15 protein-coding genes are annotated in these 21424 nt (G+C 73.8%); 9 read left to right on the forward strand and 6 right to left on the reverse strand.

Translation table 11 applies throughout. The features are described 5' to 3' along the window. The first annotated feature begins 16 nt into the window (after nucleotides 1–16). Entirely contained in the window at nucleotides 17–517 is a 501-nt protein-coding gene (locus AB0E24_RS33270; RefSeq protein ID WP_020873536.1) for a hypothetical protein, read from the forward strand. A gap of 145 nt (nucleotides 518–662) precedes the next feature. On the opposite strand, the gene AB0E24_RS33275 is transcribed toward AB0E24_RS33270, so the two are convergent. Together AB0E24_RS33275 and AB0E24_RS33280 are read right to left on the reverse strand one after the other, a co-directional pair. After that, nucleotides 663–2696: an N-acetylmuramoyl-L-alanine amidase gene (locus AB0E24_RS33275; RefSeq protein ID WP_359382574.1), complete on the reverse strand. Its 2034-nt coding sequence runs from the start codon at nucleotides 2694–2696 to the stop codon at nucleotides 663–665. Between the two features lie 165 nt (nucleotides 2697–2861). Further along, nucleotides 2862–3965, reverse strand: a complete 1104-nt coding sequence (locus AB0E24_RS33280) for an aminoglycoside phosphotransferase family protein (RefSeq protein WP_093699875.1) — start codon at nucleotides 3963–3965, stop codon at nucleotides 2862–2864. A 246-nt stretch (nucleotides 3966–4211) separates the two neighbouring features. Here AB0E24_RS33280 and AB0E24_RS33285 point away from each other — a divergent pair, with 246 nt between their 5' ends. Then, nucleotides 4212–5720 (forward strand): DNA-binding protein NsdB, encoded by a 1509-nt coding sequence (locus tag AB0E24_RS33285; RefSeq protein ID WP_069871400.1) that lies wholly within the window; start codon nucleotides 4212–4214, stop codon nucleotides 5718–5720. Nucleotides 5721–5957: 237 nt separating this feature from the next. Here AB0E24_RS33285 and AB0E24_RS33290 read toward each other — a convergent pair whose 3' ends face one another. Beyond that, nucleotides 5958–7454 carry a PP2C family protein-serine/threonine phosphatase gene (locus tag AB0E24_RS33290; RefSeq protein ID WP_359382577.1) on the reverse strand — a complete coding sequence of 499 codons (1497 nt, stop codon included), beginning with the start codon at nucleotides 7452–7454 and terminating at the stop codon, nucleotides 5958–5960. 313 nt (nucleotides 7455–7767) lie between these two features. Between AB0E24_RS33290 and AB0E24_RS33295 the strand changes: the two genes are divergently transcribed. The 7 genes from AB0E24_RS33295 to AB0E24_RS33325 all read left to right on the forward strand — a co-directional run bounded on the left by AB0E24_RS33295 (nucleotide 7768) and on the right by AB0E24_RS33325 (nucleotide 18757). Then, entirely contained in the window at nucleotides 7768–9192 is a 1425-nt protein-coding gene (locus tag AB0E24_RS33295; RefSeq protein WP_069871404.1) for a hypothetical protein, read from the forward strand. A 377-nt stretch (nucleotides 9193–9569) separates the two neighbouring features. Next, entirely contained in the window at nucleotides 9570–10736 is a 1167-nt protein-coding gene (locus AB0E24_RS33300) for a glycosyltransferase family 4 protein (protein ID WP_069871407.1), read from the forward strand. A gap of 214 nt (nucleotides 10737–10950) precedes the next feature. Continuing rightward, complete coding sequence (locus tag AB0E24_RS33305; protein ID WP_102933743.1) at nucleotides 10951–12165, forward strand: glycosyltransferase; 1215 nt, start codon at nucleotides 10951–10953, stop codon at nucleotides 12163–12165. Between the two features lie 98 nt (nucleotides 12166–12263). Beyond that, nucleotides 12264–13499, forward strand: coding sequence for an SGNH/GDSL hydrolase family protein (locus AB0E24_RS33310; RefSeq protein ID WP_359382582.1), 1236 nt, complete (start codon nucleotides 12264–12266; stop codon nucleotides 13497–13499). After that, nucleotides 13496–17140 carry a hydantoinase B/oxoprolinase family protein gene (locus tag AB0E24_RS33315; RefSeq protein WP_359382585.1) on the forward strand — a complete coding sequence of 1215 codons (3645 nt, stop codon included), beginning with the start codon at nucleotides 13496–13498 and terminating at the stop codon, nucleotides 17138–17140. The genes AB0E24_RS33310 and AB0E24_RS33315 overlap by 4 nt, the downstream gene beginning before the upstream one ends. Beyond that, complete coding sequence (locus AB0E24_RS33320) at nucleotides 17137–18162, forward strand: ankyrin repeat domain-containing protein (RefSeq protein ID WP_359382588.1); 1026 nt, start codon at nucleotides 17137–17139, stop codon at nucleotides 18160–18162. The genes AB0E24_RS33315 and AB0E24_RS33320 overlap by 4 nt, the downstream gene beginning before the upstream one ends. A 328-nt stretch (nucleotides 18163–18490) precedes the next feature. Continuing rightward, nucleotides 18491–18757: a WhiB family transcriptional regulator gene (locus tag AB0E24_RS33325; protein ID WP_069871415.1), complete on the forward strand. Its 267-nt coding sequence runs from the start codon at nucleotides 18491–18493 to the stop codon at nucleotides 18755–18757. A gap of 175 nt (nucleotides 18758–18932) precedes the next feature. On the opposite strand, the gene AB0E24_RS33330 is transcribed toward AB0E24_RS33325, so the two are convergent. From AB0E24_RS33330 to AB0E24_RS33340, 3 genes are read right to left on the reverse strand one after another with little or no spacing between them, the layout of a single operon-like run. Next, nucleotides 18933–19838, reverse strand: coding sequence for a 5-oxoprolinase subunit C family protein (locus tag AB0E24_RS33330; RefSeq protein WP_079256548.1), 906 nt, complete (start codon nucleotides 19836–19838; stop codon nucleotides 18933–18935). Continuing rightward, nucleotides 19835–20521 (reverse strand): 5-oxoprolinase subunit PxpB, encoded by a 687-nt coding sequence (pxpB, locus tag AB0E24_RS33335; RefSeq protein ID WP_359382591.1) that lies wholly within the window; start codon nucleotides 20519–20521, stop codon nucleotides 19835–19837. The genes AB0E24_RS33330 and pxpB overlap by 4 nt, the downstream gene beginning before the upstream one ends. Beyond that, nucleotides 20518–21297, reverse strand: coding sequence for a LamB/YcsF family protein (locus tag AB0E24_RS33340; protein WP_079256546.1), 780 nt, complete (start codon nucleotides 21295–21297; stop codon nucleotides 20518–20520). The genes pxpB and AB0E24_RS33340 overlap by 4 nt, the downstream gene beginning before the upstream one ends. Between the last annotated feature and the right edge of the window lie 127 nt (nucleotides 21298–21424).

Consider the following 21424-nt stretch of genomic DNA (forward strand, 5'->3'; position numbering starts at 1 on the left):
CACGTACCATGTCCGCATGTCCTTCCTCCGCCGCCGCAGCGCCGCCACGCCCACCGGGCCGGACTTCGATGTCCTCGCCATGGACCCGGGAGACTGGCCCGGCGATCTCGGGGCGGGGCTGCTGCCCGCCCCCGACGGCACCTGCCAGGGCGTCTTCCTGCGCTACGACCTGTTCGGCGGGCGCGGCCCGGCCATGATCATCGGCAATCTGCCCGAGGGGTCCCCGGCCAGGGAGGTGGCCGAGGGGCAGCCGCCGTTCGAGGTGACCCAGCTGCTGGCGGCGCTCGGGAACGATGAGCCGGTCCAGGTGGTGGACACCGAGGACAGCCCGGTCATGCATGAGGACAACCTCCTCATCGTCCGCCGGATCAAGCTCTCCGAGGGCCGGATCTCCTGTGCCCAGTTCGATCGCAGCGACGGTGTGCTCGTCACCATCGCCAGCTGGGACCGGCCGATCACCGACGATCTGTACCGGCTGCTCAAGCCGCTGCCCGCGGAGATGTTCCAGCAGCGCTGAGGGGCCGCCGCGAAGGGCCGTGAGACGCCCGGTACGGCACGAGGCCGGTACGGCCGCGCCCACGGCCCCTCTTCTACCGCTCTTCCACGGCGGATTGACGGCCCATCAGGCCCATCGATCCATCAGGCCCACTGACCCATCAGTCTCACTTCCCGGAGCGCCGGACCGTCACATCGGCGGCCCGGACGAACGCCACCCGGTGCCCGAACTGGATCTGGTAGTACACATCCTGGCCGCGCACCACCTTGTGACCGGCCGGATCGAAGGTGGTCGCCCACAGATACTCGCCCCGCGTCCGCAGCCCCAGCGGATAGGACTGCCCGGCGAGCAGCTTGTACGGCAGCGGCGAGACCGCCTGCACCGGCACGCCCGCCGGATACGCCTCCTTCTCCGGATAGGCGCGGCCGTACACCGCGACCTCCGCCGCCCCGCCCTTGGGCGTCACCACAAGTCCCTTGGCGCTCACGGCCGTCGGCCGCCGCTTGGGGTTCTGGAACCAGGCGCGTTGGCCGAGGTACCAGATCGCCGTCCAGTCGCCCTCGTGCCCCGCGACCGCGAACTGCTGCCCGGTGGTGGCACGGGCCCCGGTGTCATTGACACCGGTCGTCGAGTCGGAGCCGTCCGGGCGCAGCCCGATGTCCTTGACCAGCGGGGCGTCCGCGCTCGGCGCGGTGTGCAGCCGCACCGCGGCCGAGCCGTGCGGGGCGCATGCCTGGCCCGCCGTCTCGCAGTCGGTGTAGACGGGCCGGTTGGTGTCGTAGTCGGGGCGGATGGTGACCAGGCCGCCGGAGGAGCCCGCGGTGCGTTGGAAGGGCGCGCCGAGCAGGGTGAAGTAGTGCGCCCAGTCCCAGTAGGGGCCCGGGTCGGTGTGCATGCCCGGGATGGTGCCGGTGGTGGTGCCCGGCACGTTGTCATGACCCAGGATGTGCTGGCGGTCCAGCGGAATGCCGAACCGCTTGGCGAGATAGCGCACCAGCCGCGCCGAGGAGCGGTACATCGCCTCCGTGTACCAGGCGTCCGGGGCGGTGAGGAAACCCTCGTGCTCCAGGCCGATGGACTTGGCGTTGACGTACCAGTTGCCCGCGTGCCAGGCGACGTCCTTCAGCGGCACATGCTGGGCGATATGGCCGTCGGAGGAGCGCAGGGTGTACTGCCAGGACACATAGGTGGGGTCCTGGACCAGCTTGAGGGTGGTGTCCCAGGAGCCCTCGGTGTCATGGATGACGATGTAGTCGATGGACTGCGAGGAGGGGCGCTCGCCCAGGTCGTGGTTGCCGTAGTCGTTGTCCCCGAACTCCTCGTAGGGTGCCGGGAGCCACTCGCAGGACACGTCCTTGGGGGCCTCGACCCGCGGATCCCGGGCGGGGGAGGCCAGACCGAGCGTCCGCAGCTGCCGGGTGTCCGGCGCGACAGCGGGCGCCGCGTCGAGGGAGACCCGCTCGCCGTCGGCGGTCGTCCGCGAGGCACCGCCGCGGATCACCGAGTACACCTCGTCGGCGAAGACGCCCGCGGCCGTGGCGTCATCGGCGCCCGAGTAGGCCGCCACCGCCGCGTACCAGTCGGCGGGGTCCTCGCTCCGCGGCAGCCCCAGCCGCTTCTGGGCGGCGGCCAGCAGGGCCGCGCCACCGCGCACATTGGCGCTCTCATCGCCGCGCAGCGCCTCCGCGGACAGCCCGGTGAGCTCCGCGGCCCGGCCGAGGGTGCGCAGCCGCGCGGGCAGCCGCCGGGGCTCGGGAACGGTGGCCTTGGGGACCCGCAGGGGCCGGGCGAGATCGCCGCGCGCGTCCTCGGTGCCCTGGCTGTGGTGCGGGGCGCCGAGCAGGGCGGTGTGGGCGTCGGTGAGATGCATGGGGCCATAGCCGCCGGTGACGCTCGGCGCACCGCGGTGGCCGTCCCAGCGCGACAGGAGATACGAGACGCCCAGGAGCACGCTCAGCGGAACGCCGTACTCGGCGGCCGCGGCCGCGAAGGCACGCTGCAATGCGCCGCCGTCGGCCGGAGGACCCTCGGCCCCCTCGGCCCGTGACTGGTCGGCATGGGCCGCGGGTGTCGCCGCGACCAACGGGAACAGAAGCGCCGCGGACGCCGCGGCTCCCGCGGTCCGCAGTGTGGTTCGCCGGGTGGGACCGGACGGATCTCTGTTCGCGTCGTGGGCGCTGTCCTGTGCGGATTCTGGCATTGCAGCCTCCTCAAGCGGGCCGGGGCGAGCCGAGCCACTTAGAGATATGCGCTGCCAGGCGTGGCGTCAATCGCCGTCACCCGGACGGACGTTCGGATGTCGGCCCGCCTGCGGCGCGTCACCGGTCCAGACCGGTGACGCGCCCGGACGCCACTCCGCCTCCGCTCAGCGGGTGCCGACCGCCGCCCGCACCGCGCGCCGGGCCAGCGCGCAGTCGTCATGCAGCCGGCGCAGCAGCAGCCGCTGCTCCTCACCGGCCGGAACCGCGCCCGGCACCACCGGGGCGGGGTCGTGCATGGTGCGCTGCACCGCGGTCTCGTACTGGCGGATCTCCCGCGTCAGCACCAGCATCAGATTCACCAGGAAGGAATCCCGCGTGGCCGGGCCCGCGGCCTGCGCCAGCTGGCTGATCTGGCGCCGGGTCACGGGGGCGTCGCCGAGCACCGTCCACAGCGTGGCCAGGTCATAGCCGGGCAGATACCAGCCCGCGTGGTCCCAGTCGAGGAGCACCGGGCCCGCGGGGGAGAGCAGGACATTGTTCAACAGGGCGTCGCCATGGGAGAACTGGGCCGGGGTCTGCCGCCCACAGGTCTGTGAGACGCCGCGCAGCAGCTTCTGTAGATCGCCCATGTCCCGGTCGGTGAGCAGCCCGAGCTCGTGATAGCGGGTCAGCCGGACGGCGTAGTCGATGGGGGCGTCGAACAGACCGGCGGGCGGGCGCCACTGGTTGACCCGGCGGATCGCGCCCAGCACCGCCCCCAGATCGGCGCGCGGCGGAGGTTCGGTGGGGTGGCGCTGCGCGGCCGCGATCCGCCCGGGCATCCGCTCGATGACCAGCGCGCAGTTGTCCGGGTCGGCGGCGATCAGCCTAGGCACCCGCACCGGCGGGCGCTGGCGGACGAACGCCCGGTACATCGCTATTTCCCGGCGGAACCGCTCGGCCCACGCGGGGGAGTGGTCCAGCAGGCACTTGGCCACCGCGGTGCTGCGCCCGGTCGCGCCGATCAGAAGCACGGACCGGCCGCTGCGCCGCAGCACCTGCACCGGGTTGAACTCCGGACAGATGCGATGGACCGAGGTGATCGCGGTGCGCAGCTGCGCACCCTGTGGACCGGACAAATCGAGTCTCCCGCGGGGCGGCACGGGGCCGAGGGCGGCGGTCCGCCGGGTCCGGCCGCCGGGGGCGGGATCGAGGTACGGCCCAGTGCCGGGCAGCTGCCGCCGGTACGGCCGGGGCGGGGCGGACACGGAGGACGATGCTGCGTACATGGGCGATACAGATCCCTTCGTGTGCCGACGAATTGCGTACGCACCCGGCCCCGGGGCGGGGCCGCACCCTGGGGAATGCGGCCGATCCAGCGCGAGCCGCCACCGGGCCGGGTAACGCGCTCCTACATCACACCCGTGTGCGGGTGGCACACCATCTGGCGGACCCTGGCGAACCCTGGCGAATAGTCGCACCGCTCGTGACGGGGCCGTTACTGTCAAGTCAGCCGAGGAACCTGGGGGCTTGACGTGACGAGGGAACCCAACACCCGTCTTGCGGACCTGTTCGGCCTCGCCGGATGGTCCAAGGGGGAACTCGCGAGACTCGTGAACCGGAAGGCGGCGGCCATGGGCCATCCGCAGCTGGCGACCGACACCTCGCGGGTGCGGCGTTGGATCGACACCGGCGAGACGCCGCGCGATCCCGTGCCCAAGGTGCTGGCGGCCCTGTTCACCGAGCGCCTCGGTCGAGTCGTGACCATCGAGGATCTCGGGTTCGGACGCGGGGGGCGCGCGGGAAAGGGGCAGTCCGGCGACGGGCTGTTCTGGCCGCCCGAGTCCACCGCCGCGGTCCTCACCGAATTCACGGGAATGGACCTTATGTTCAACCGACGCGGCTTGGTGGGTGCGGGCGCCGCGCTCGCCGCAGGATCCGCCATCACCGGTGCCATGAGCGACTTTCTGCTCTCCGACCCCACCCTCGCCACCGACGCGCCCCGTACCGACAACCCCCTGTCCGTCGAGCCCGTGGGCTTCGACCGCTATGAGGCCGCCCCCGTGGGCTCCCAGGAGATCGACGCCCTGGAGGGATCGGTCGAGGTCTTCCGCGCCTGGGACGCGGCCCGCGGCGGCGGGCTCCAGCGCAAGGCCGTGGTCGGCCAGCTCAACGAGGTGGGCGGCATGCTCGCCTACCGCCACCCCGAGCACCTTCAGCGCCGACTGTGGGGGGTGGCGGCCAATCTGGCGGTGCTCGCCGGCTGGATGTCCCATGACGTCGGTCTGGAGCCGACCGCCCAGAAGTACTTCGTCATCGCCGCGCACGCGGCCCGCGAGGGCGACGACCGGCCCCGGGCGGGCGAGGCGCTCTCCCGGGCCGCCCGGCAGATGGTGCACCTGGGCCGCCCGGACGACGCGCTGGATCTGATGAAGCTGGCCACGTCCGGTGCGGGCGAGCAGGCGCTGCCGTGCACCCGGGCCATGTTCCGCACCATCGAGGCATGGGCGCAGGCGTCCAAGGGCCACGGCCAGGCGGCGCGGCGCGCCCTGGGCGAGGCGGAGGAGCTGTTCGTCTCCGACGGGGACCACGGACCGGCGCCCAGCTGGATGCAGCTGTTCAACGAGGCTGATCTGCACGGGATGCAGGGGCTGGTCTACCGCACCCTCGCCGAGCACGAGCCGGCGGCGGCCGGGATCGCCCTGAACCATGCGAAGAAGGCGCTGCGGATGCGGGAGGGCGGGCGCCAGCGGTCCCAGATCTTCGACCACATCTCCATCGCCTCGGCCTGTTTCATCGGCGACGACCCCGAGCAGGCCGAGCGCTACGCCCGGACGGCCCTGCTGACGATCGAGCAGAACTCCTCGCACCGCACCTGGGACCGGCTGCGCGAGATGTACCGGCTCACCGCGCGGTACGGCACCTCACCGGCCGTCCGGGAGCTGCGGGAGGAGATCCAGCGGGCACTGCCGAAGGGAGGCGCGGGAAAGGGCGGCGTGGGGCTGAAAGGATCCGGCTCCATCGCCAGGAGCGCGGCCGTCTAGCGTCCGGGCCACGCGTTGCGGGGCTTACGAGGAGCTTGCTCGCGCTACGAGGAGCTTGCCTTACGAGGGGCATGACGAAGGGCCGGAGGGGCCGTACGAAGGGCTTTACGCGGGGCAACGTCTTACGGGGAGTCGACGCCTTACGGGGGTCACGCCTTACGCGGTGCGACGCCTTACGAGGTCGGGCACCGCTTACGAGGGGGCGAGCACCGCGTCATGCCGACGCGGGAAGCCGCGTCATGCGCGGGCGGCGGTGACCCTGGCGATCAGCACACAGGCGTCGTTCGCACGCGGCTCGTCGCCGAACGCCTCGGCCACGGTCCGTACGCACTCCTGGGCGCCATGGGCGGCGGTCAGCCGTGGCGCGAGCGCGAGCAGCCGCTCGGTGGCGCCCTCGGCGTCCCGGGCGAGCCGCCCGGTGTGCAGCACCAGCAGATCGCCCGGCTCCAGCCGCTCCTCGGCCTGGGCGTACGCGGCGCCCGTCGTGGCGCCCAGCAGCACGCCGTCGGGAGAGCGCAGCGGGCGCCCCGTCCCGTCGCGGAAGAGCAGCGGGGCGGGGTGTCCGGCCTGTGCCCAGAGCAGGGTGCGGGTGTCCGGGTCGTACTGTCCGCAGACGGCGCCGACCAGCGCGGGCTGGGAGGAGACGGCGAGCAGTTGGTTGAGCCGACCCATCAGCGGGCCCGGCTCGATCCCGGCCACCGCCATGCCGCGCACCGCGCCGAGCAGCATGGCCATACCGCAGGTCGCGGTCACTCCATGGCCGGTGAGGCCGCCGACGCTCAGCAGGGTCCGGCCGTCCGGCAGTTCCAGCGCGTCGTACCAGTCGCCGCCGATCCGGGCGCTGGACTCGGAGGGCAGGTAGTGGGCGGCGAGGTCGAGGGCGGCGCCGTCATCCGGTGGTTCGGCGCCCGGAAAGCCGTCGCGGGCCGGAAGCCGGAGGGAGCCGCGCCACGGCGGCAGCACGGCCTCCTGCACCTCCACCGCGAGCCGGCGCTCGGTCCGCGCGATCCGCCGCTGGTGGCGCAGGGTGTCCCGGCTTTCGCGCACCGCCCGCTCGCCGCGGCGCAGCTCGCTCACATCCCGGAGCACGGCCCACATGGCGGCGGTGCTGCCGTCGCTGTCGAGCACCGGCTCGCCCGCCATATGGACGGTGCGCACCGCGCCGTCCACACACACGACGCGGAACTCCCCGTCGATCGGCTTTCCGTCCACCAGACAGTCCGTGACCATCGCGGTCAGGATCGGCTGGTCCTCGGAGAAGACCCAGGAGGGCAGCTCGTCGAGGGTGAGCCCGCCGTCCCCGGGGTGCCGGCCGAAGATCCGGCAGAGCTCGTCGGACCAGGTCACCTCGTCGGTGAGGAGGTTCCACTCCGCACTGCCGACCCGGCTCGGCGACGAGCCCCGGCCGTCGGCCGCGCATCCGGCCGCGGCCGTCACCGCAGCGGCCGCCTCCGCCGCGGTCTCGGCGTCCGTCTCGGGGGGATCGGCGGCCAGTCCCTCGCGCAGCTGGTCCAGATGCCGGCCCAGATCGTCCAGCTGATGGACGGCGAGCTCGCACACCGCGCGCTGCCAGCGCAGCTGCGCGTCGTCCGTACCACTCAGGTCCGCTACGGTGTCGCGGCGGACGGCGTCGAGGCCGCCGCGGAGCCGCTGGGTCTGTGAGATGAGGGCGTCCACCGTGTCACGCTGGGGAGGCGATACGGCGGGATGGTCCGCGGAGCGGGGGGACGGCATGACGTTCTCCGATACGGGCGCGGCGCGGCCGGGTCTTGAGGGAGGGACCGGTAACGACTCTTGCACAGGGTGCGACATCCCGTAAGCGGTTTGGCAATACCCGATCCGGTGGTGCTTGCGGCATATGCCGATGGCCTTCCAGGGCTGCGTCTGGCCGGAATCGGCGGAGGGCGCGATTCCGGGTAGGCTGCGGCGCTCGGGAGTCCCGCAGTCTCACGCCGTTCATCAGGCATACGGCGCCAGGACATCGGCAAGAATGCCGATCGACGGAAATCCCGTTGCCAGCGAACCTCCCGCACCGGATGCTGACCTCATGTTCGATCCAGACATAGCGCCCAGCGGCACCCTGCTCGGCCTCCTCCAGCGAGGCCGCGGCGACGGGACCCTGCACGCCCTCGCCGCGCCGCGGGCCGAGGCGCTCGCGGCACTGCACCAGTGTGTGCTGCGCGACCCCCGCCGTGACTGGCAGGTCGAGAACCGCTCGCTCTACTACGCCAGGCTCTGTCTGGACCTCGACGCCGGACTCGACGAGATCGAACAGCATCTGTTCCACCCCGACGACCTGGTCGACGAGGACGAGGCGCGCACCGGGCTCGCCCTGTCCGTCCTGGGCCACCTCGCCGCCTACGGCAGGGCGGACGCCCTGCGGCTGCTGCGCCGCTACGCCGCGGCCGGCAGCAATTGGGAGTGGGCCCTGGACGAGCTGGCTCTGCGCGACGACGACACCGGGCTGCGCGGCCTCGCCCCCGCGATCCTCGTCCGCTTCCCCGAGACCTCCGACGGCGACGCCGAACTGGCCGCCGTCGTGCGTGGTGCCTATGAACCCCGGCCCTGGCGGCTGTGGGCCGACGATCCGCACCACGGGCCGCGGGTGCGCGCGGCGGCCGAGCAGGGCGCCTTCGACCGGTGGCAGCGCCAGCTGCGGCCCTCGGGGCCGCGCCCCGGCTGGAGCGTCCACGACATCCTGCTGTGGGCCCAGCGGGAGCACGATCTGAAGCCGGACGCCCGCCGCCCCGACGCGGCGGCCCGCTGTCTGGCCGCCGTCGCGGGCCCCGAGGACCGGCCCGAGCTCCTCGCCGCCGCCGCGTCGGCCCCCGACGCCGCCCGCGCCGCGGCGCTGCGCCACCTCGCGGAGACCGGCGACCCCGAGGTGCTCGACCTGATCGAGGCCGCCGTGACCGAGCCGGACGCCTCGGAGCTGGTCTCCCAGGCGGCCCTCTCCGCATTCGAACGCATGCGCAGTATCGCCGCCCTCGACCGGGCCCGGGTCTGGGCCCACCGCCCCGACGCCCTCGGCGACGCGGCGGCCGCGATGCTCTCCTGCCGCGGCGGTCAGTACGACACCCCGCTCGTGCTCGCCGCACTCCGCCGCACGGTCCGGGCCGAGGGCCCGGACGCCCAGACCCTGTGGACGCTGGTCGACGGCGCCGGGCGCCTCACGATCTCCTGCGCCGCGCCCGTACTGCGCCATATCTATCGGGAGACCGCCTCCTCCCACCTCCGCGGCCGCGCCGCCCGCGCGCTGGCCGCCACCGATCCGTCCTTCGCGGCGGGCTTCGCGGTCGAATGCCTCTGGGACTGTGAGGAGAGCACCCGCGAACTCGCCGCCCACCACGCCGCCACCGCCGACGCCCGCGTGGTCGAACAACTCCGCCGGCTGGCCGCCGACCCTGCGGAGGAGGCCGAGGTCCAGACGGCGGTCCGCAGCCGTTTCGAGCCCGAGGCGCCGGGCTTCTGATCCCGCCAGGCTTCTGCCGCCCGGCTACTGCCCCTGGCGGGCCTCTGTCCCCGGCTTCCGATTCCGCCGTCCGCCCCGGGGCGCGGCATCGCGCCGGGGCAGGCAACCTCGGGGGCGGCGGGCGCGTCTTCCCCGGCAAGGGTGAAAGGGTCATCACCCTCCGTATTTGCGCTCGGCCCTGAACAGGGCATTCCCGGAGCGGCAGTTTCACGCCGAGTGACCGGCCGCCGTATCGGCTGGTACATACGGGTTTGCGATGGTCTCACCGGGGGCCGGAGCAGGGCCCGGGGAGCGTGAGGGCCAACGCTCATGGGACGTTCTACGGGGCGCAACGTGCACGATGCCGGGGCCACCCTTCGTACGCCGACAACACCGGTATGCGTGTCGCCATCGTGACTGAATCCTTCCCACCCGACATCAACGGCGTCGCTCACTGCACGCTTCAGACCGCCGATCATCTCTACCGGCGCGGTCATCACCCCTTGGTCATCGCACCGGCGGGTCCCCCCGGAGGCCCACCGCCCGCCGCGGCCGGCGGGCCACCCGAGAGCCAAGGGGAGCTCGACCGGTCGCATCCGTACCCGGTCGTGCGGATCCCGTCCCTGCCCCTGCCCGGCTATCCGCAGGTGCGGGTCGCGCTGCCCAGCCGGAAGCTCGCGGCCTCGATCACCTCCCACCACAGCGACGTCATCCACCTCGCCAGCCCCTTCGTGCTGGGCGCGCGCGGGATGACCGCCGCGCTCCGGCTCCGAATACCCGCGGTGGCCGTCTACCAGACCGACCTCGGCTCTTACGCGCGCACCTATCTCGGCGCGGGCGAGAACGCGGCCTGGCGGCGCATCCGCGCCGTGCACACCGCCGCCGACCGCACCCTCGCGCCCTCCACCGCCGCCGCCCGCGACCTCGACGAGCACGGCGTGCCGCGGATCCGGCTGTGGCCGCGCGGGGTCGACACCGAGCGCTTCCACCCCTCGCGCCGCGACCCGGAGCTACGCCGCTCCCTGGCCCCCGGCGGTGAGCTGATCGTCGGATACATCGGCCGCCTCGCCCCGGAGAAGAACGTCGAGCTGCTCGCGCCGCTGAGCAAGCTCCCCGGTGTCCAGGTGGTCGTGGTCGGGGACGGGCCGAGCGACCCCGCGCTGCGGACGGCCATGCCGACGGCCCGCTTCCTCGGCCGCCGCACCGGCAACGACCTGGCCCGCATCTTCGCCTCGCTGGACGTCTTCGCCCACACCGGACCCCAGGAGACCTTCTGCCAGACCGTGCAGGAGGCCCAGGCCAGCGGCGTCCCGGTGATCGCGCCCGCGGCGGGCGGCCCGCTCGACCTCGTCGACCACGGGCGTACCGGGCTGCTGGTGCCGCCCGGGGACGCGACCGAGGTGACCGACGCCGTATCGCTGCTCGCGGCCGACGCGAAGCTGCGCGCGGCCATGGGGCACGCGGGCCGCGAGGCGGTCGAGGGCCGCACCTGGGAGGCGATCGGCGACCAGCTGATCGACCACTACACCGAGGTGCTGGCGGCCCGCACGGCGGTCGCCGCATGAGCGCCGCACGCGCGGCCGCCGGGCCGCGGTTGGGGTTGATGCGTGTGCCGCTGTGCCGCGTGGGCGGGAGAAGCGAATGGAAGGGGCTCGGTATGAGCGCCGCGTGCGCGGTCGCCGGGCCGCGGTGGGGAATGATGCGCGCGCTTCCGCGTCGCGCGGGCGGAATCACTACGGGAAGGGGCACGGCATGAGCGCCGTGGGAGGAGAGCACAGCATGAGCGACGACAAGGGGCTGCGCATCGTCCGGCTGGCCAACTTCGTCACCCCCGCCTCCGGCGGCCTCCGTACCGCGCTGCGCGAGCTCGGGGCCGGTTACCAGGCGGCCGGGCACGAGGCCGTGCTGGTGGTGCCGGGCGAGCGGGTCTCGGACGAGCAGACCCGGCAGGGGCGGGTGATCACGCTGCCCGGGCCGACCATCCCCGGCACCGGCGGCTACCGCGTCCTGACCGACCGGCGGCGGCTGACCCGGCTGCTCGACGGCCTCGCGCCGGACCGGCTCGAGGTGTCGGACCGCACCACCCTCCGCTGGACGGGGGAGTGGGCGCGGCGCGCCCGCGTCCCCGCCGTGATGGTCTCCCACGAGAGCGCGGACGCCGTGCTGCGCGCCTGGGGTGCGCCGGACGGGTTCGCCCGGGGAGCCGCGGACCGGCTCAACCTCCGTACCGCGCGGGCGTATTCGCGGATCGTCTGCACCACCGAATGGGCGGCGCGCGAGTTTGTCCGGATCGGTGCGCGGAATGTCGTACGCGCCCCGCTGGGCGTGGATCTCGGCCACTTCCACCCCTCCCACTACGACGCCGCGCTGCGCGACCACCACCGTGGCGAGGCGGCCGTGCTCCTCGCCATGTGCTCGCGGCTCGCGCCCGAGAAGCGGCCGGGGCGGGCGCTCGACGCGCTCGCCGAGCTGCGGCGGCGGGGCGTCTCCGCGGCGCTCGTGGTCGCCGGGGACGGGCCGCTCCGGCCGCGCCTGGAGGCTCGCGCCCACGCCGAGGGGCTGCCGGCAGTCTTCCTGGGCCATGTGGCGGAGCGGGCGGGGCTCGCCGCCGTCCAGGCGAGCGCCGATGTCGTGCTGGCGCCGGGCCCGGCGGAGACCTTCGGCCTCGCGGCGCTGGAGGCGCTGGCCTGCGGTTCGCCCGTCGTCGTCAGTGCACTCTCCGCGCTGCCGGACATCGTCGGGCCCGCGGGCGAGACCGCCGCGGACAACGGACCGGCCTTCGCGGACGCCGTCGAGCGCGTCCTCGCCCGCTCGGAGTCCCTCCGCCGGGCCGCGGCGCGGGCACGGGCCGAGCGCTATGGCTGGCCCACGGCGGTCGCCTCCTTCCTGACCGCCCATGACGCGTCCACCGAGGGCGTCCGGTGCGCCGACGGCGGCCGGGTCCCGGCCGCCGCGTCGGTCTCCGCGCACCGGGCAGTCGGCGGTGTGCGGTGAGCGCAGCCGGCGCTCATACGGGGGACCGGGCTGGTACGGAGCGGTCTCGTGCGGAGTCGCTTGGTACGGAGCGGTCTCGTGCGGAGTCGCTTGGCACGGTGCCGTCTCATACGGAGCCGCCCGGCACGGAGCCGTCTCATACGGAGGCGGTTCTTACGCGGACGGAGGGTGCGGGGCAGGAATCCACGGTCGCCCCGCACCAGGCGTCCCGGACACACACCACGGCGCTGGGCACGACACCGGGCACGGCACCCGGCACGGGCGAGGGCGCGGAGCCGCGCAGGCTGCGGTTCGCCGCCCTGGGCGACTCGCTCACCGAGGGGCTCGGCGACCCGGTGCCCGGCGGCTGGCGCGGCTGGGCCGCGCTGCTGGCGGCCGCGTGCGGGCCGCACCCCGAGGAGCCCGTGGAGTTCGTCAATGTGTCCCGCAGCGGGGCGCTGGCCGCCGATGTCGCCGACGAACAGCTGACCGCCGCCCGTCGCGCCCGTCCGCATCTGGCGTCGGTCGTGGTCGGCGGGAACGACACGCTGCGCGACTCGTTCGACATCCACCGGGTCGCCGAGGCCCTCGACCGCACGATCGCCGCGCTGCGCGCCGACGGCACCGTGGTGCTCACCGCCTGCCTGCCCGACCCCGGGCGGATGCTGGGGCTCCCGGCCGCGCTGGCGCGCCCGCTGGGGCGCCGGATGCGCGCGGTGAACACCGTGGTGCACGCGTTGTCCCAGCGTTACGAGGCGGTCCATGTGGAGCTGGGCGACCACGCCTGGGTCGCCGACCGGCGGGCGTGGAGCGTGGACCGGCTGCATCCGAGCGAGCTGGGGCACCGGCTGCTGGCCAGGGAGTTCCACAGCGCTCTGCGCGCCCGGTCGATCGCCACCGGCGCCCCGCCGTCCCTGGAGCTCGACGGCCGCGCCCCCTCGCGCACCGCCTCCGCGTGGTGGATGGCGACCCGCGGCACCCGCTGGATAGCGGACCGCTGCACCGACCTCCTGCCCGGCCTGGTCGCGCTGGCGGCACTGGAGTGGAGCCACCGCCTCCGGGGCACCGGACATCTGCTGGAGGACCGGGACCGGCGGGCGACGTTCGCCGCGCTCACCGCGGTGACCCGCGGCCCGGCCCCCGCCCTGCTCCCTCATCCGGCCGCCGATCCGCTGCCCCCTACCTCCACTCCCACCTCCACCCCCACCCCCTCGGCCGCCGATCCGCTCGCCCGGAGGCCCGCGCCCGCCGCCCCGCGCACCCGGCAGGCCGCGCCCGCCGCGCCCCCGCCTCACCCGACCGCCGATCCGCTCATCGCGGACACACCGCCGCCCGCTGCGACAATGGCGGGGTGACGGGTCGCTGGGAATTCTGGATCGACCGGGGCGGAACCTTTACGGACGTCGTCGGCAAGCGTCCTGATCGCCGTCTGGTCACCCGCAAGCTGCTGTCCCACCATCCCGAGCGCTATAGGGACGCCGCAGTCGCCGGGATCCGGCAGACGCTGGGGCTCGGCCCCGGCGAACCTGTCCCGGCCGAACGGATCGGCGTCGTCAAGATGGGCACCACGGTGGCCACCAACGCCCTGCTGGAGCGCACGGGCGAGCCGACCGTCCTCGTCGTCACCGAGGGGTTCCGGGACGCGCTGCGCATCGCGTACCAGAACCGCCCCCGCCTCTTCGACCGCCGGATCCTGCTCCCCGAGGCGCTGTACGACCGGGTGGTGGAGATCCCCGAGCGGGTGGACGCCCATGGCGAGGTCGTCCGCCCCCTGGACCTCGACGCCGCCGCCGAGGCGCTGCGCGCCGCTCACCGCGACGGCTTCCGCAGCGCTGCCGTCGTCCTCCTGCACGGCTACCGGCACGCCGCGCACGAACAGGCGGTCGCCGCGGTGGCCCGCGCCCTCGGCTTCCCGCAGGTGAGCTGCTCCCACGAGGTCAGCCCGCTGATGAAACTGGTCTCCCGCGGCGACACCACCGTGGTCGACGCGTATCTCTCACCCATCCTGCGCCGCTATGTGGAGGACGTGGCCGCCGAACTGCCCGGTATCCGGCTGATGTTCATGCAGTCCAACGGAGGGCTGCGGGAGGCCGCGCACTTCCGGGGCAAGGACGCGGTGCTGTCCGGACCGGCGGGCGGCGTGGTGGGCATGGCGCGCTCCTCCGGCGAGGCCGGACACGACCGTGTCATCGGCTTCGACATGGGCGGCACCTCGACCGATGTCTCGCACTACGCGGGCGAGTTGGAGCGGGTCTTCGGCACCGAGGTGGCGGGGGTGCGGATGCGTGCCCCGATGATGAACATCCACACCGTGGCGGCGGGCGGCGGTTCGGTGCTCCACTTCGACGGCCGACGCTACCGCGTGGGGCCGGACTCGGCCGGTGCCGTCCCCGGCCCCGCCTGCTACCGGCGCGGTGGCCCGCTGACCGTGACCGACGCCAATGTGATGCTCGGCCGGATCCAGCCCGACCACTTCCCGGCGGTCTTCGGCCCGCACGCCGACCAGCCGCTGGACGCGGCGGCGGTCCGGGAGCGCTTCGCCGCCCTCGCCGAGGAGATCGCGCAGGCCACCGGCGACCGGCGCGGACCGGAGGAGGTCGCGGCGGGCTTCCTGGACATCGCCGTGCTCAACATGGCCAACGCGGTCAAGAAGATCTCCGTGCAGCGCGGCCGTGATGTCACCCGCTACGCGCTCACCAGCTTCGGCGGCGCGGGCGGCCAGCACGCGTGCGCCGTCGCCGACGCGCTCGGCATCGGCACGGTGATCGTGCCGCCGCTCGCGGGGGTGCTCTCCGCGTACGGCATCGGGGTGGCCGACGCCACCGCCATGCGTGAGCAGGCCGTCGAGGCGGAGCTGGGCGAGGAGACGCTGGCGCGCGTGCGCGAGCTGTGCGCGCGGCTGGCCGGCCAGACCCGGGACGAACTGCTCGCGGACGGCGTCCCGGAGCACACCCTGGACACCGCCGCACGGGTCCATCTGCGGTACGCGGGAACGGACACCAGCATTCCCGTACCGCTGGGCTCCGCCCCCGCGATGACCGAGGACTTCATCCGCGCGCACCGTGCCCAATACGCCTTCACCATGGACAAGCCACTGGTCGTGGAGGCGGTCTCGGTCGAGGCGGTCGGCGCGTCCGGGCCCACCGGCGGCCATGCCGTGGAACCGCCGCCGAGGGAGGGCGAGCCGGCGCCCGTGGCGACCGTAAGGATGTTCTCGGAAGGGCGATGGCAGCGGACGGCGCTGTACGAACGCGGCCATATGCGCCCGGCGGACCGGGTCACCGGGCCCGCGATCATCGCCGAGGAGGACGCCACCACCGTGGTCGACCCCGGCTGGCAGGCCGCCATGGGCGAACGCGGCCATCTGCTGCTCACCCGGGTCAGGCCGCGGCCGAGCACCACCGCGGTCGGCACCGAGGTGGACCCCGTCATGCTGGAGGTCTTCAACAGCCTCTTCATGGCCATCGCCGAGCAGATGGGTGTGCGCCTGGAGCACACCGCCCACTCCGTCAACATCAAGGAGCGGCTCGACTTCTCCTGCGCCCTCTTCGACGCCGAGGGCAATCTCATCGCCAACGCCCCCCACATCCCGGTCCATCTGGGCTCCATGGGCGAGTCCATCAAGGAGGTGCTGCGGCGCAATGGGGACGCCATGCGGCCAGGCGATGTGTACGCGATCAACGACCCGTACCACGGCGGCACCCATCTGCCGGATGTCACCGTGGTCAGCCCGGTCTTCGACGAGGCGGGGGACCAACTCCTCTTCCTCGTGGCCTCGCGCGGCCACCACGCCGAGATCGGCGGCATCACCCCCGGCTCCATGCCCGCCTTCAGCCGCACCATCCAGGAGGAGGGCGTCCTCTTCGACAACTGGCTGCTGGTACGGGACGGGACGCTGCGTGAGCGGGAGACCCGCGAGCTGCTGACCGGCGGGCCGTATCCGTCCCGCGCCCCGGACGCCAACCTCGCCGATCTGCGCGCCCAGATCGCCGCCAACGAGAAGGGCATCCAGGAACTGCGCCGGATGATCGGGCAGTTCGGACTCGATGTGGTGCACGCCTATATGGGCCACGTCCAGGACAACGCCGAGGAGTCGGTGCGCCGTATCGTGGCCGATCTCCGCGACGGCTCGTACCGCTACGAGACCGACGGCGGGGCGGTCATCCATGTGACCCTTACGGTGGACCGCGCGGCCCGTGGCGCCGTCCTGGACTTCACCGGCACCTCGTCCCAGCGACCGGGCAACGACAACGCGCCCAGCTCGGTGGTGATGGCGGCCGTGCTGTATGTCTTCCGGACGCTGGTCGCCGAGGACATCCCGCTCAACTCCGGCTGTCTGAAGCCCCTCGAGGTCCGCATCCCCGAGGGCTCCATGCTGGCGCCCGTCTTCCCGGCCGCCACGGTCGCCGGGAACGTCGAGACCTCCCAGGCCGTCACGGGCGCCCTGTACGCGGCCCTGGGCGTCCAGGCCGAGGGCTCCGGCACGATGAACAACGTCACCTTCGGCAATGACCGCGTCCAGTACTACGAGACGGTCGCCAGCGGCTCCGGCGCCGGAGCCGGTTTCGACGGCGCGGACGCCGTGCAGACCCATATGACCAACTCCCGGCTGACCGACCCCGAGGTGCTGGAGTGGCGCTACCCGGTGCGGGTGGAGAGCTTCGCGATCCGCCGGGACAGCGGCGGCCGCGGCCGCTGGCGCGGCGGCCACGGCGTCACCCGCCGCATCCGCTTCCTGGAGCCGATGACCGTCGCCCTCCTCACCGGCCACCGCCGGGTGGCCCCGTACGGCATGGCGGGCGGTGAACCGGGCGCGCTGGGCGCGAACCTGATCGAGCGCGCCGACGGCTCGCTCCACCTCCTGGACGGCCGTGACACGGCGGACGTCGGGGTGGGGGACGTCCTGGTCGTCCACACACCGGGCGGCGGCGGTTACGGCCCGGCGGAGGAGGGCGGGGACGGATTGTCGGTGGCGGATGCCAGATTGGACGCATGACCGACTGGCAGGACATCCACGACTGGACGGATCCGCGGGCCGTGCGCGCCGCGCTCGCCGCGGGGGCCGATCCCGACCGTGCCCCCGGCGGCCATATGGCGCCGCTGCACTCCGCGGCCTGTGCGGGAAGCGTCGAGGTGCTGGCCGAACTGCTCACGGTGGCGCGGGAGGTGGACCGGCCGGACTCGGAGGACCGCACCCCGCTGTGGCACGCGGTGCGCAACTGGGACCGGGAGAAGGCGTCGGCGCTCATCTCGGCCGGGGCCGACCCCTGGCGGCCGCGCACGGCCGACGGACGGTGCCCGGGGGAGCTGGCGTGGTGGACACCGCTGGCCGACCTGGTGGCCGGGCTGCCCGGTGCGCGGGAGCCGGCCCCGGAGGAGCGGGCCGCGCAGCGGGCGGCCGATGAGCTGATCGCCGCCTTCGACGGAGGGGGCGGGGAGGGCGGCGAGTATCACGACTGGGGCTGTGTGGCGTTCGTGGCCGGGCGGAGCGTGGCGGAGGTCGTGGCCGAGTTGGGGGGAGACATCGTGGCGACCATCGACGAGGACGAGGGCGGAGACGGAGGCAGGGACGGGGACACCGAGGAGGACGGCGAAGTCGACTACGCGGACGTCCTGTTGGAGGAGGAAGGGCGAGTGCTGGTCGGCGCGGCGCCCGGGGGTGTGGTGCTCCAGCAGTTCGACGGGATCGCCATCCATGAGGAGAGGCTGCTGGGGCCGCTCTCCATAGGCGCCGTGGCCGTCTCGGTTTTCGACCACCCCGACGCGTTCATCCACCCCTCCATAGCCCGCGACGGGGTTATGTGCCCCTCCGAGGAGGTCATGCTCGATCCGGGGCAGGGCGATCCGGAGGAGGCGTGGCGGTACCGCTTCGGGGACGGCGGGCATCCGTCCGGCTGGACGGCGCGGGCGCTGGCGATGGCCGCCGCGGTCACGGGGGTCGCGGTCGACGGCGGGCCGCGGTGGATCGGCCGACCGGGCAGCAGCGTCGTCCGGCTGCCCGGCCATCTGCGGCACTGACGGCCGGGGGAGGGACGCTTCTGGGATCGACGCCTCCGGGATCGACACTTCTGGGATCGATACCTCTGGCGGGACGCCTGGGCAGGGGAACACCCCCCGGGAGGGACGTCTCTCGGAAGGGCCGAGACCGCCCCGGGGCCCCATCGAACAAGTCCGGTGTGCGGCATGGCGTGTTCGGATCAGTTTGCGGCCGCCGCGATCGGAAACCCGAACCTTGTCAAAGCCCGCCCGGACGCCCCCGCATGGTTCCTGGGCGTCCACCCACGAACCATGCGCGTACGCCCGACGGCGGGCACCGTCAGCACCGCCGTTCAGGGAAGGGGCAGCCATGGCCTGGTGGCAGAACGCCGAATGCACGTATGAGGACCCGGAGCTGTTCTTCCCGGTGGGAGTGGCGGGCCCCGCCGCGCAGAAGCAGGAGGCGCGGGCCAAGGAGGTCTGTCGCCGCTGCCCGGTGATCCAGGAGTGCCTGGAGTACGCGCTGGAGAGCGGGATGACCCACGGGGTCTGGGGCGGCACCGGTGAGGAGGAGCGCCGTGCGCTGCGGCGCAAGGCACGGCGCGGGGAGCGGGCCGGCGCACGGCGTGCCCGCTGAGCGGATCGGCGGAAGCGCCGGCCGCGGTTCGCAAGGCGCCCTGAAGGGGCGCGGGGCCGTGTCGATATGCGGCTCCGCCGCGGCTGTGTCGATATGCGGGGTCCGCCGCGTGGGCGATCGGCCACGACGGTGCCGCGGATGATCGGCGGCAGGCAGGGCACTTCCGGCGGAGCGCTCAGCCCGTGGCGTTCCGCCCCGCGGGCGGCCCCCAGGAGGCCCGGCCCAGCGGGGTGAACCGCACCGGAGTGCCGGGGACGGCCTGCGCGGCGGCGGCCAGATACGCCTCCGGCACGACGCCCACCACCGGGTAGCCGCCGGTCGTCGGATGGTCGGCGAGAAAGAGCACCGGCCGTCCGTCCGGCGGCACTTGGAGCGCGCCGAGCGCCATCCCCTCGCTGGCCAGCTCACCGTCCCGGGCCCGCTCCAGCGAGGGGCCCTCGGTGCGCAGGCCGATCCGGTTGCTCGCGGCCGAGACACGGAAGTCCCCGGTGGCCAGGGTGCGCAGCCCCGCCGGGGTGAACCAGTCGTCGCGGGGGCCGAGCACCACGGGGAGCACCAGCTCCGGTGCCACGCCCCGGTGCGGGATCCCGTCCACACCGGGCGCGGGCCCGTGCGGCGTCCCGAGCCGCAGCACCGCGCCGTCCACGAGCGGCGCCGGACCGAGCCCGGAGAGCACATCGGTGGCCCGGCTGCCGAGCACCGGCTCGGCCTCGACACCGCCGTCGAACGCCATATAGCTGCGCACTCCGTGGGCGGCGGCCCCGGCCTCCAGAAGCGCGCCCGCCGGCACCCGTACGGCCGCTCCCCATGCGGCGGGGCGGCCGTCGACCGTGACCGGGCAGGGCGCGCCGGTGACCGCGACCGTCGCCGCGCGGCGCAGCCGCACCGCACAGCCGGTCAGTGTGGTCTCCAGGGTCGCGGCCCCTTCGGCGTTGCCCACCAGGCGGTTGGCGAGCCGGTGGGCGGGCTGGTCGAGCGCGCCCGAGCGGGGCACCCCGAGGTGGGCATGGCCGCCGCGGCCCAGGTCCTGGACGGTGGTCAGTGCTCCCGGCCGTACGACGACGAAGGCGCTGTCGGTCATGGGGCCGCCCCTTCCGATGCCGCCTGCTCCGGGGTGGTCGAGTCCGGTGGTGTGTCCGCCGTATCCCATACCGGAATGAAGCGGACGCGGGTGCCGGGGGTGAAGAGCGCCGCCGGTTCCCGTGCGCTGTCCCACAGCACGGCGTCCGTGGTGCCGATGAGCTGCCAGCCGCCGGGGGAGGCGCGCGGATAGACGCCTGTGTACGCGCCCGCGAGGCCCACCGAACCGACCGGCACCCGGGTCCTGGGCGTCGCCCGGCGCGGCATGTGGAACCGCTCGGGCAGCCCGGTCAGATAGCCGAAACCGGGCGCGAAGCCGCAGAAGGCCACCCGGAACTCGGTGTCCGAGTGGATCCGTACGGCCTCCTCGGGCGGCACCCCCCACCGCCGCGCGACCTCGGCCAGATCGGGCCCGTCGTAGCGCACGGGCACCTCGACGATCTCGCTGTCGCCGCGGTCGAGGGGCGGTATCCGCCAGCCTGGCAGCTCGGCGGCGAGCCGCCCGGGGTCGGCGAGTCCGTCGAGGAACACGGTGCGGGCGGCGGGCACGATCTCGCGGACGGCGGGCAGCAGCCGCGCGGCGGCGCGGCGCAGCAGCTCGGCGTGGAGCGCCTCGGCGGCCTCGCCGCTTTCGAGCTCGACGAGCAGCCCGTGCTCGCCGACGGGCAGGGTCCGCATGGTCATGTGAATGCCGCCACGCGCACCCCCGCGGTCGTCAGCTCGGACCGTACCCGGCGGGCGAGGTCGGCGGCGCCGGGGGTGTCGCCGTGAACGCACAGCGAGCGCACGTCCACCTCGACGCGCTGTCCGTCGATCGAGGTCACCGCGTGGTCGCGGGCGAAGCCGAGGGCGCGCTTGACCACCGTGTCGGGGTCGGAGACCACGGCGCCGGGCTCGCCGCGCGGTACGAGCGTCCCGGCGGCGGTGTAGGCGCGGTCGGCGAACGCCTCGGCGACCACCGGCAGCCCGGCCGCGCGGGCCGCCTCGTGCAGCCGGGAACCGGGCAGCCCCAGCACCGGCAGCGGACCGCCGGCGGCCAGGGTGACGCCCTTGACCACGGCGGCGGCCTGCGCCTCGTCGTGCACGCTGCGGTTGTAGAGCGCCCCATGCGGTTTGACGTAGTGCACCCGCGCCCCGGCGGCACGGGCGAAGATCTCCAACGCGCCGATCTGATAGGCGATCTCGTCGGCCAGCTCCCGCGGCGGGACGTCCATGCTGCGGCGGCCGAAACCGGCCAGGTCCCGGTAGGAGACCTGGGCCCCGATGCGCACCCCGTGCTCGGCGGCCAGCTCGCATACCCGGCGCATGGTCGAGGGGTCCCCGGCGTGGAACCCGCAGGCGACATTGGCGCTGGTGACGATGGACAGCAGGGCCTCGTCGTCGGTGAGCCGCCAGCGGCCGAACCCCTCGCCGAGGTCGGCGTTGAGATCGATGGACAGGTTCGCCAAGGATGCGGTCATATCCGTCCGTTCGGGCGTGGGGGATACGGGAGGGGCTGTGGGTGGCACATCAAGGTAAGCGATCGTTGAACGATCCGACAAGATGGCTGTTGTCCGGTGACGGTTTCTGGGCTTGACTTCTCGCTAT

Origin of the sequence: Streptomyces malaysiensis subsp. malaysiensis (assembly GCF_040653035.1) — a bacterium.
In the GTDB taxonomy this organism is placed as follows: domain Bacteria; phylum Actinomycetota; class Actinomycetes; order Streptomycetales; family Streptomycetaceae; genus Streptomyces; species Streptomyces malaysiensis.

What these genes read in the sequence shown, in the direction of transcription:
- AB0E24_RS33330 (WP_079256548.1), bottom strand. Translation starts at nt 19,838, where the DNA reads ATGACCGACAGCGCCTTCGTCGTCGTACGGCCGGGAGCACTGACCACC.
- AB0E24_RS33290 (WP_359382577.1), bottom strand. Translation starts at nt 7,454, where the DNA reads ATGCCGTCCCCCCGCTCCGCGGACCATCCCGCCGTATCGCCTCCCCAG.
- pxpB (WP_359382591.1), bottom strand. Translation starts at nt 20,521, where the DNA reads ATGACCATGCGGACCCTGCCCGTCGGCGAGCACGGGCTGCTCGTCGAG.
- AB0E24_RS33300 (WP_069871407.1), top strand. Translation starts at nt 9,570, where the DNA reads ATGCGTGTCGCCATCGTGACTGAATCCTTCCCACCCGACATCAACGGC.
- AB0E24_RS33325 (WP_069871415.1), top strand. Translation starts at nt 18,491, where the DNA reads ATGGCCTGGTGGCAGAACGCCGAATGCACGTATGAGGACCCGGAGCTG.
- AB0E24_RS33320 (WP_359382588.1), top strand. Translation starts at nt 17,137, where the DNA reads ATGACCGACTGGCAGGACATCCACGACTGGACGGATCCGCGGGCCGTG.
- AB0E24_RS33340 (WP_079256546.1), bottom strand. Translation starts at nt 21,297, where the DNA reads ATGACCGCATCCTTGGCGAACCTGTCCATCGATCTCAACGCCGACCTC.
- AB0E24_RS33270 (WP_020873536.1), top strand. Translation starts at nt 17, where the DNA reads ATGTCCTTCCTCCGCCGCCGCAGCGCCGCCACGCCCACCGGGCCGGAC.
- AB0E24_RS33280 (WP_093699875.1), bottom strand. Translation starts at nt 3,965, where the DNA reads ATGTACGCAGCATCGTCCTCCGTGTCCGCCCCGCCCCGGCCGTACCGG.
- AB0E24_RS33275 (WP_359382574.1), bottom strand. Translation starts at nt 2,696, where the DNA reads ATGCCAGAATCCGCACAGGACAGCGCCCACGACGCGAACAGAGATCCG.
- AB0E24_RS33295 (WP_069871404.1), top strand. Translation starts at nt 7,768, where the DNA reads ATGTTCGATCCAGACATAGCGCCCAGCGGCACCCTGCTCGGCCTCCTC.
- AB0E24_RS33305 (WP_102933743.1), top strand. Translation starts at nt 10,951, where the DNA reads ATGAGCGACGACAAGGGGCTGCGCATCGTCCGGCTGGCCAACTTCGTC.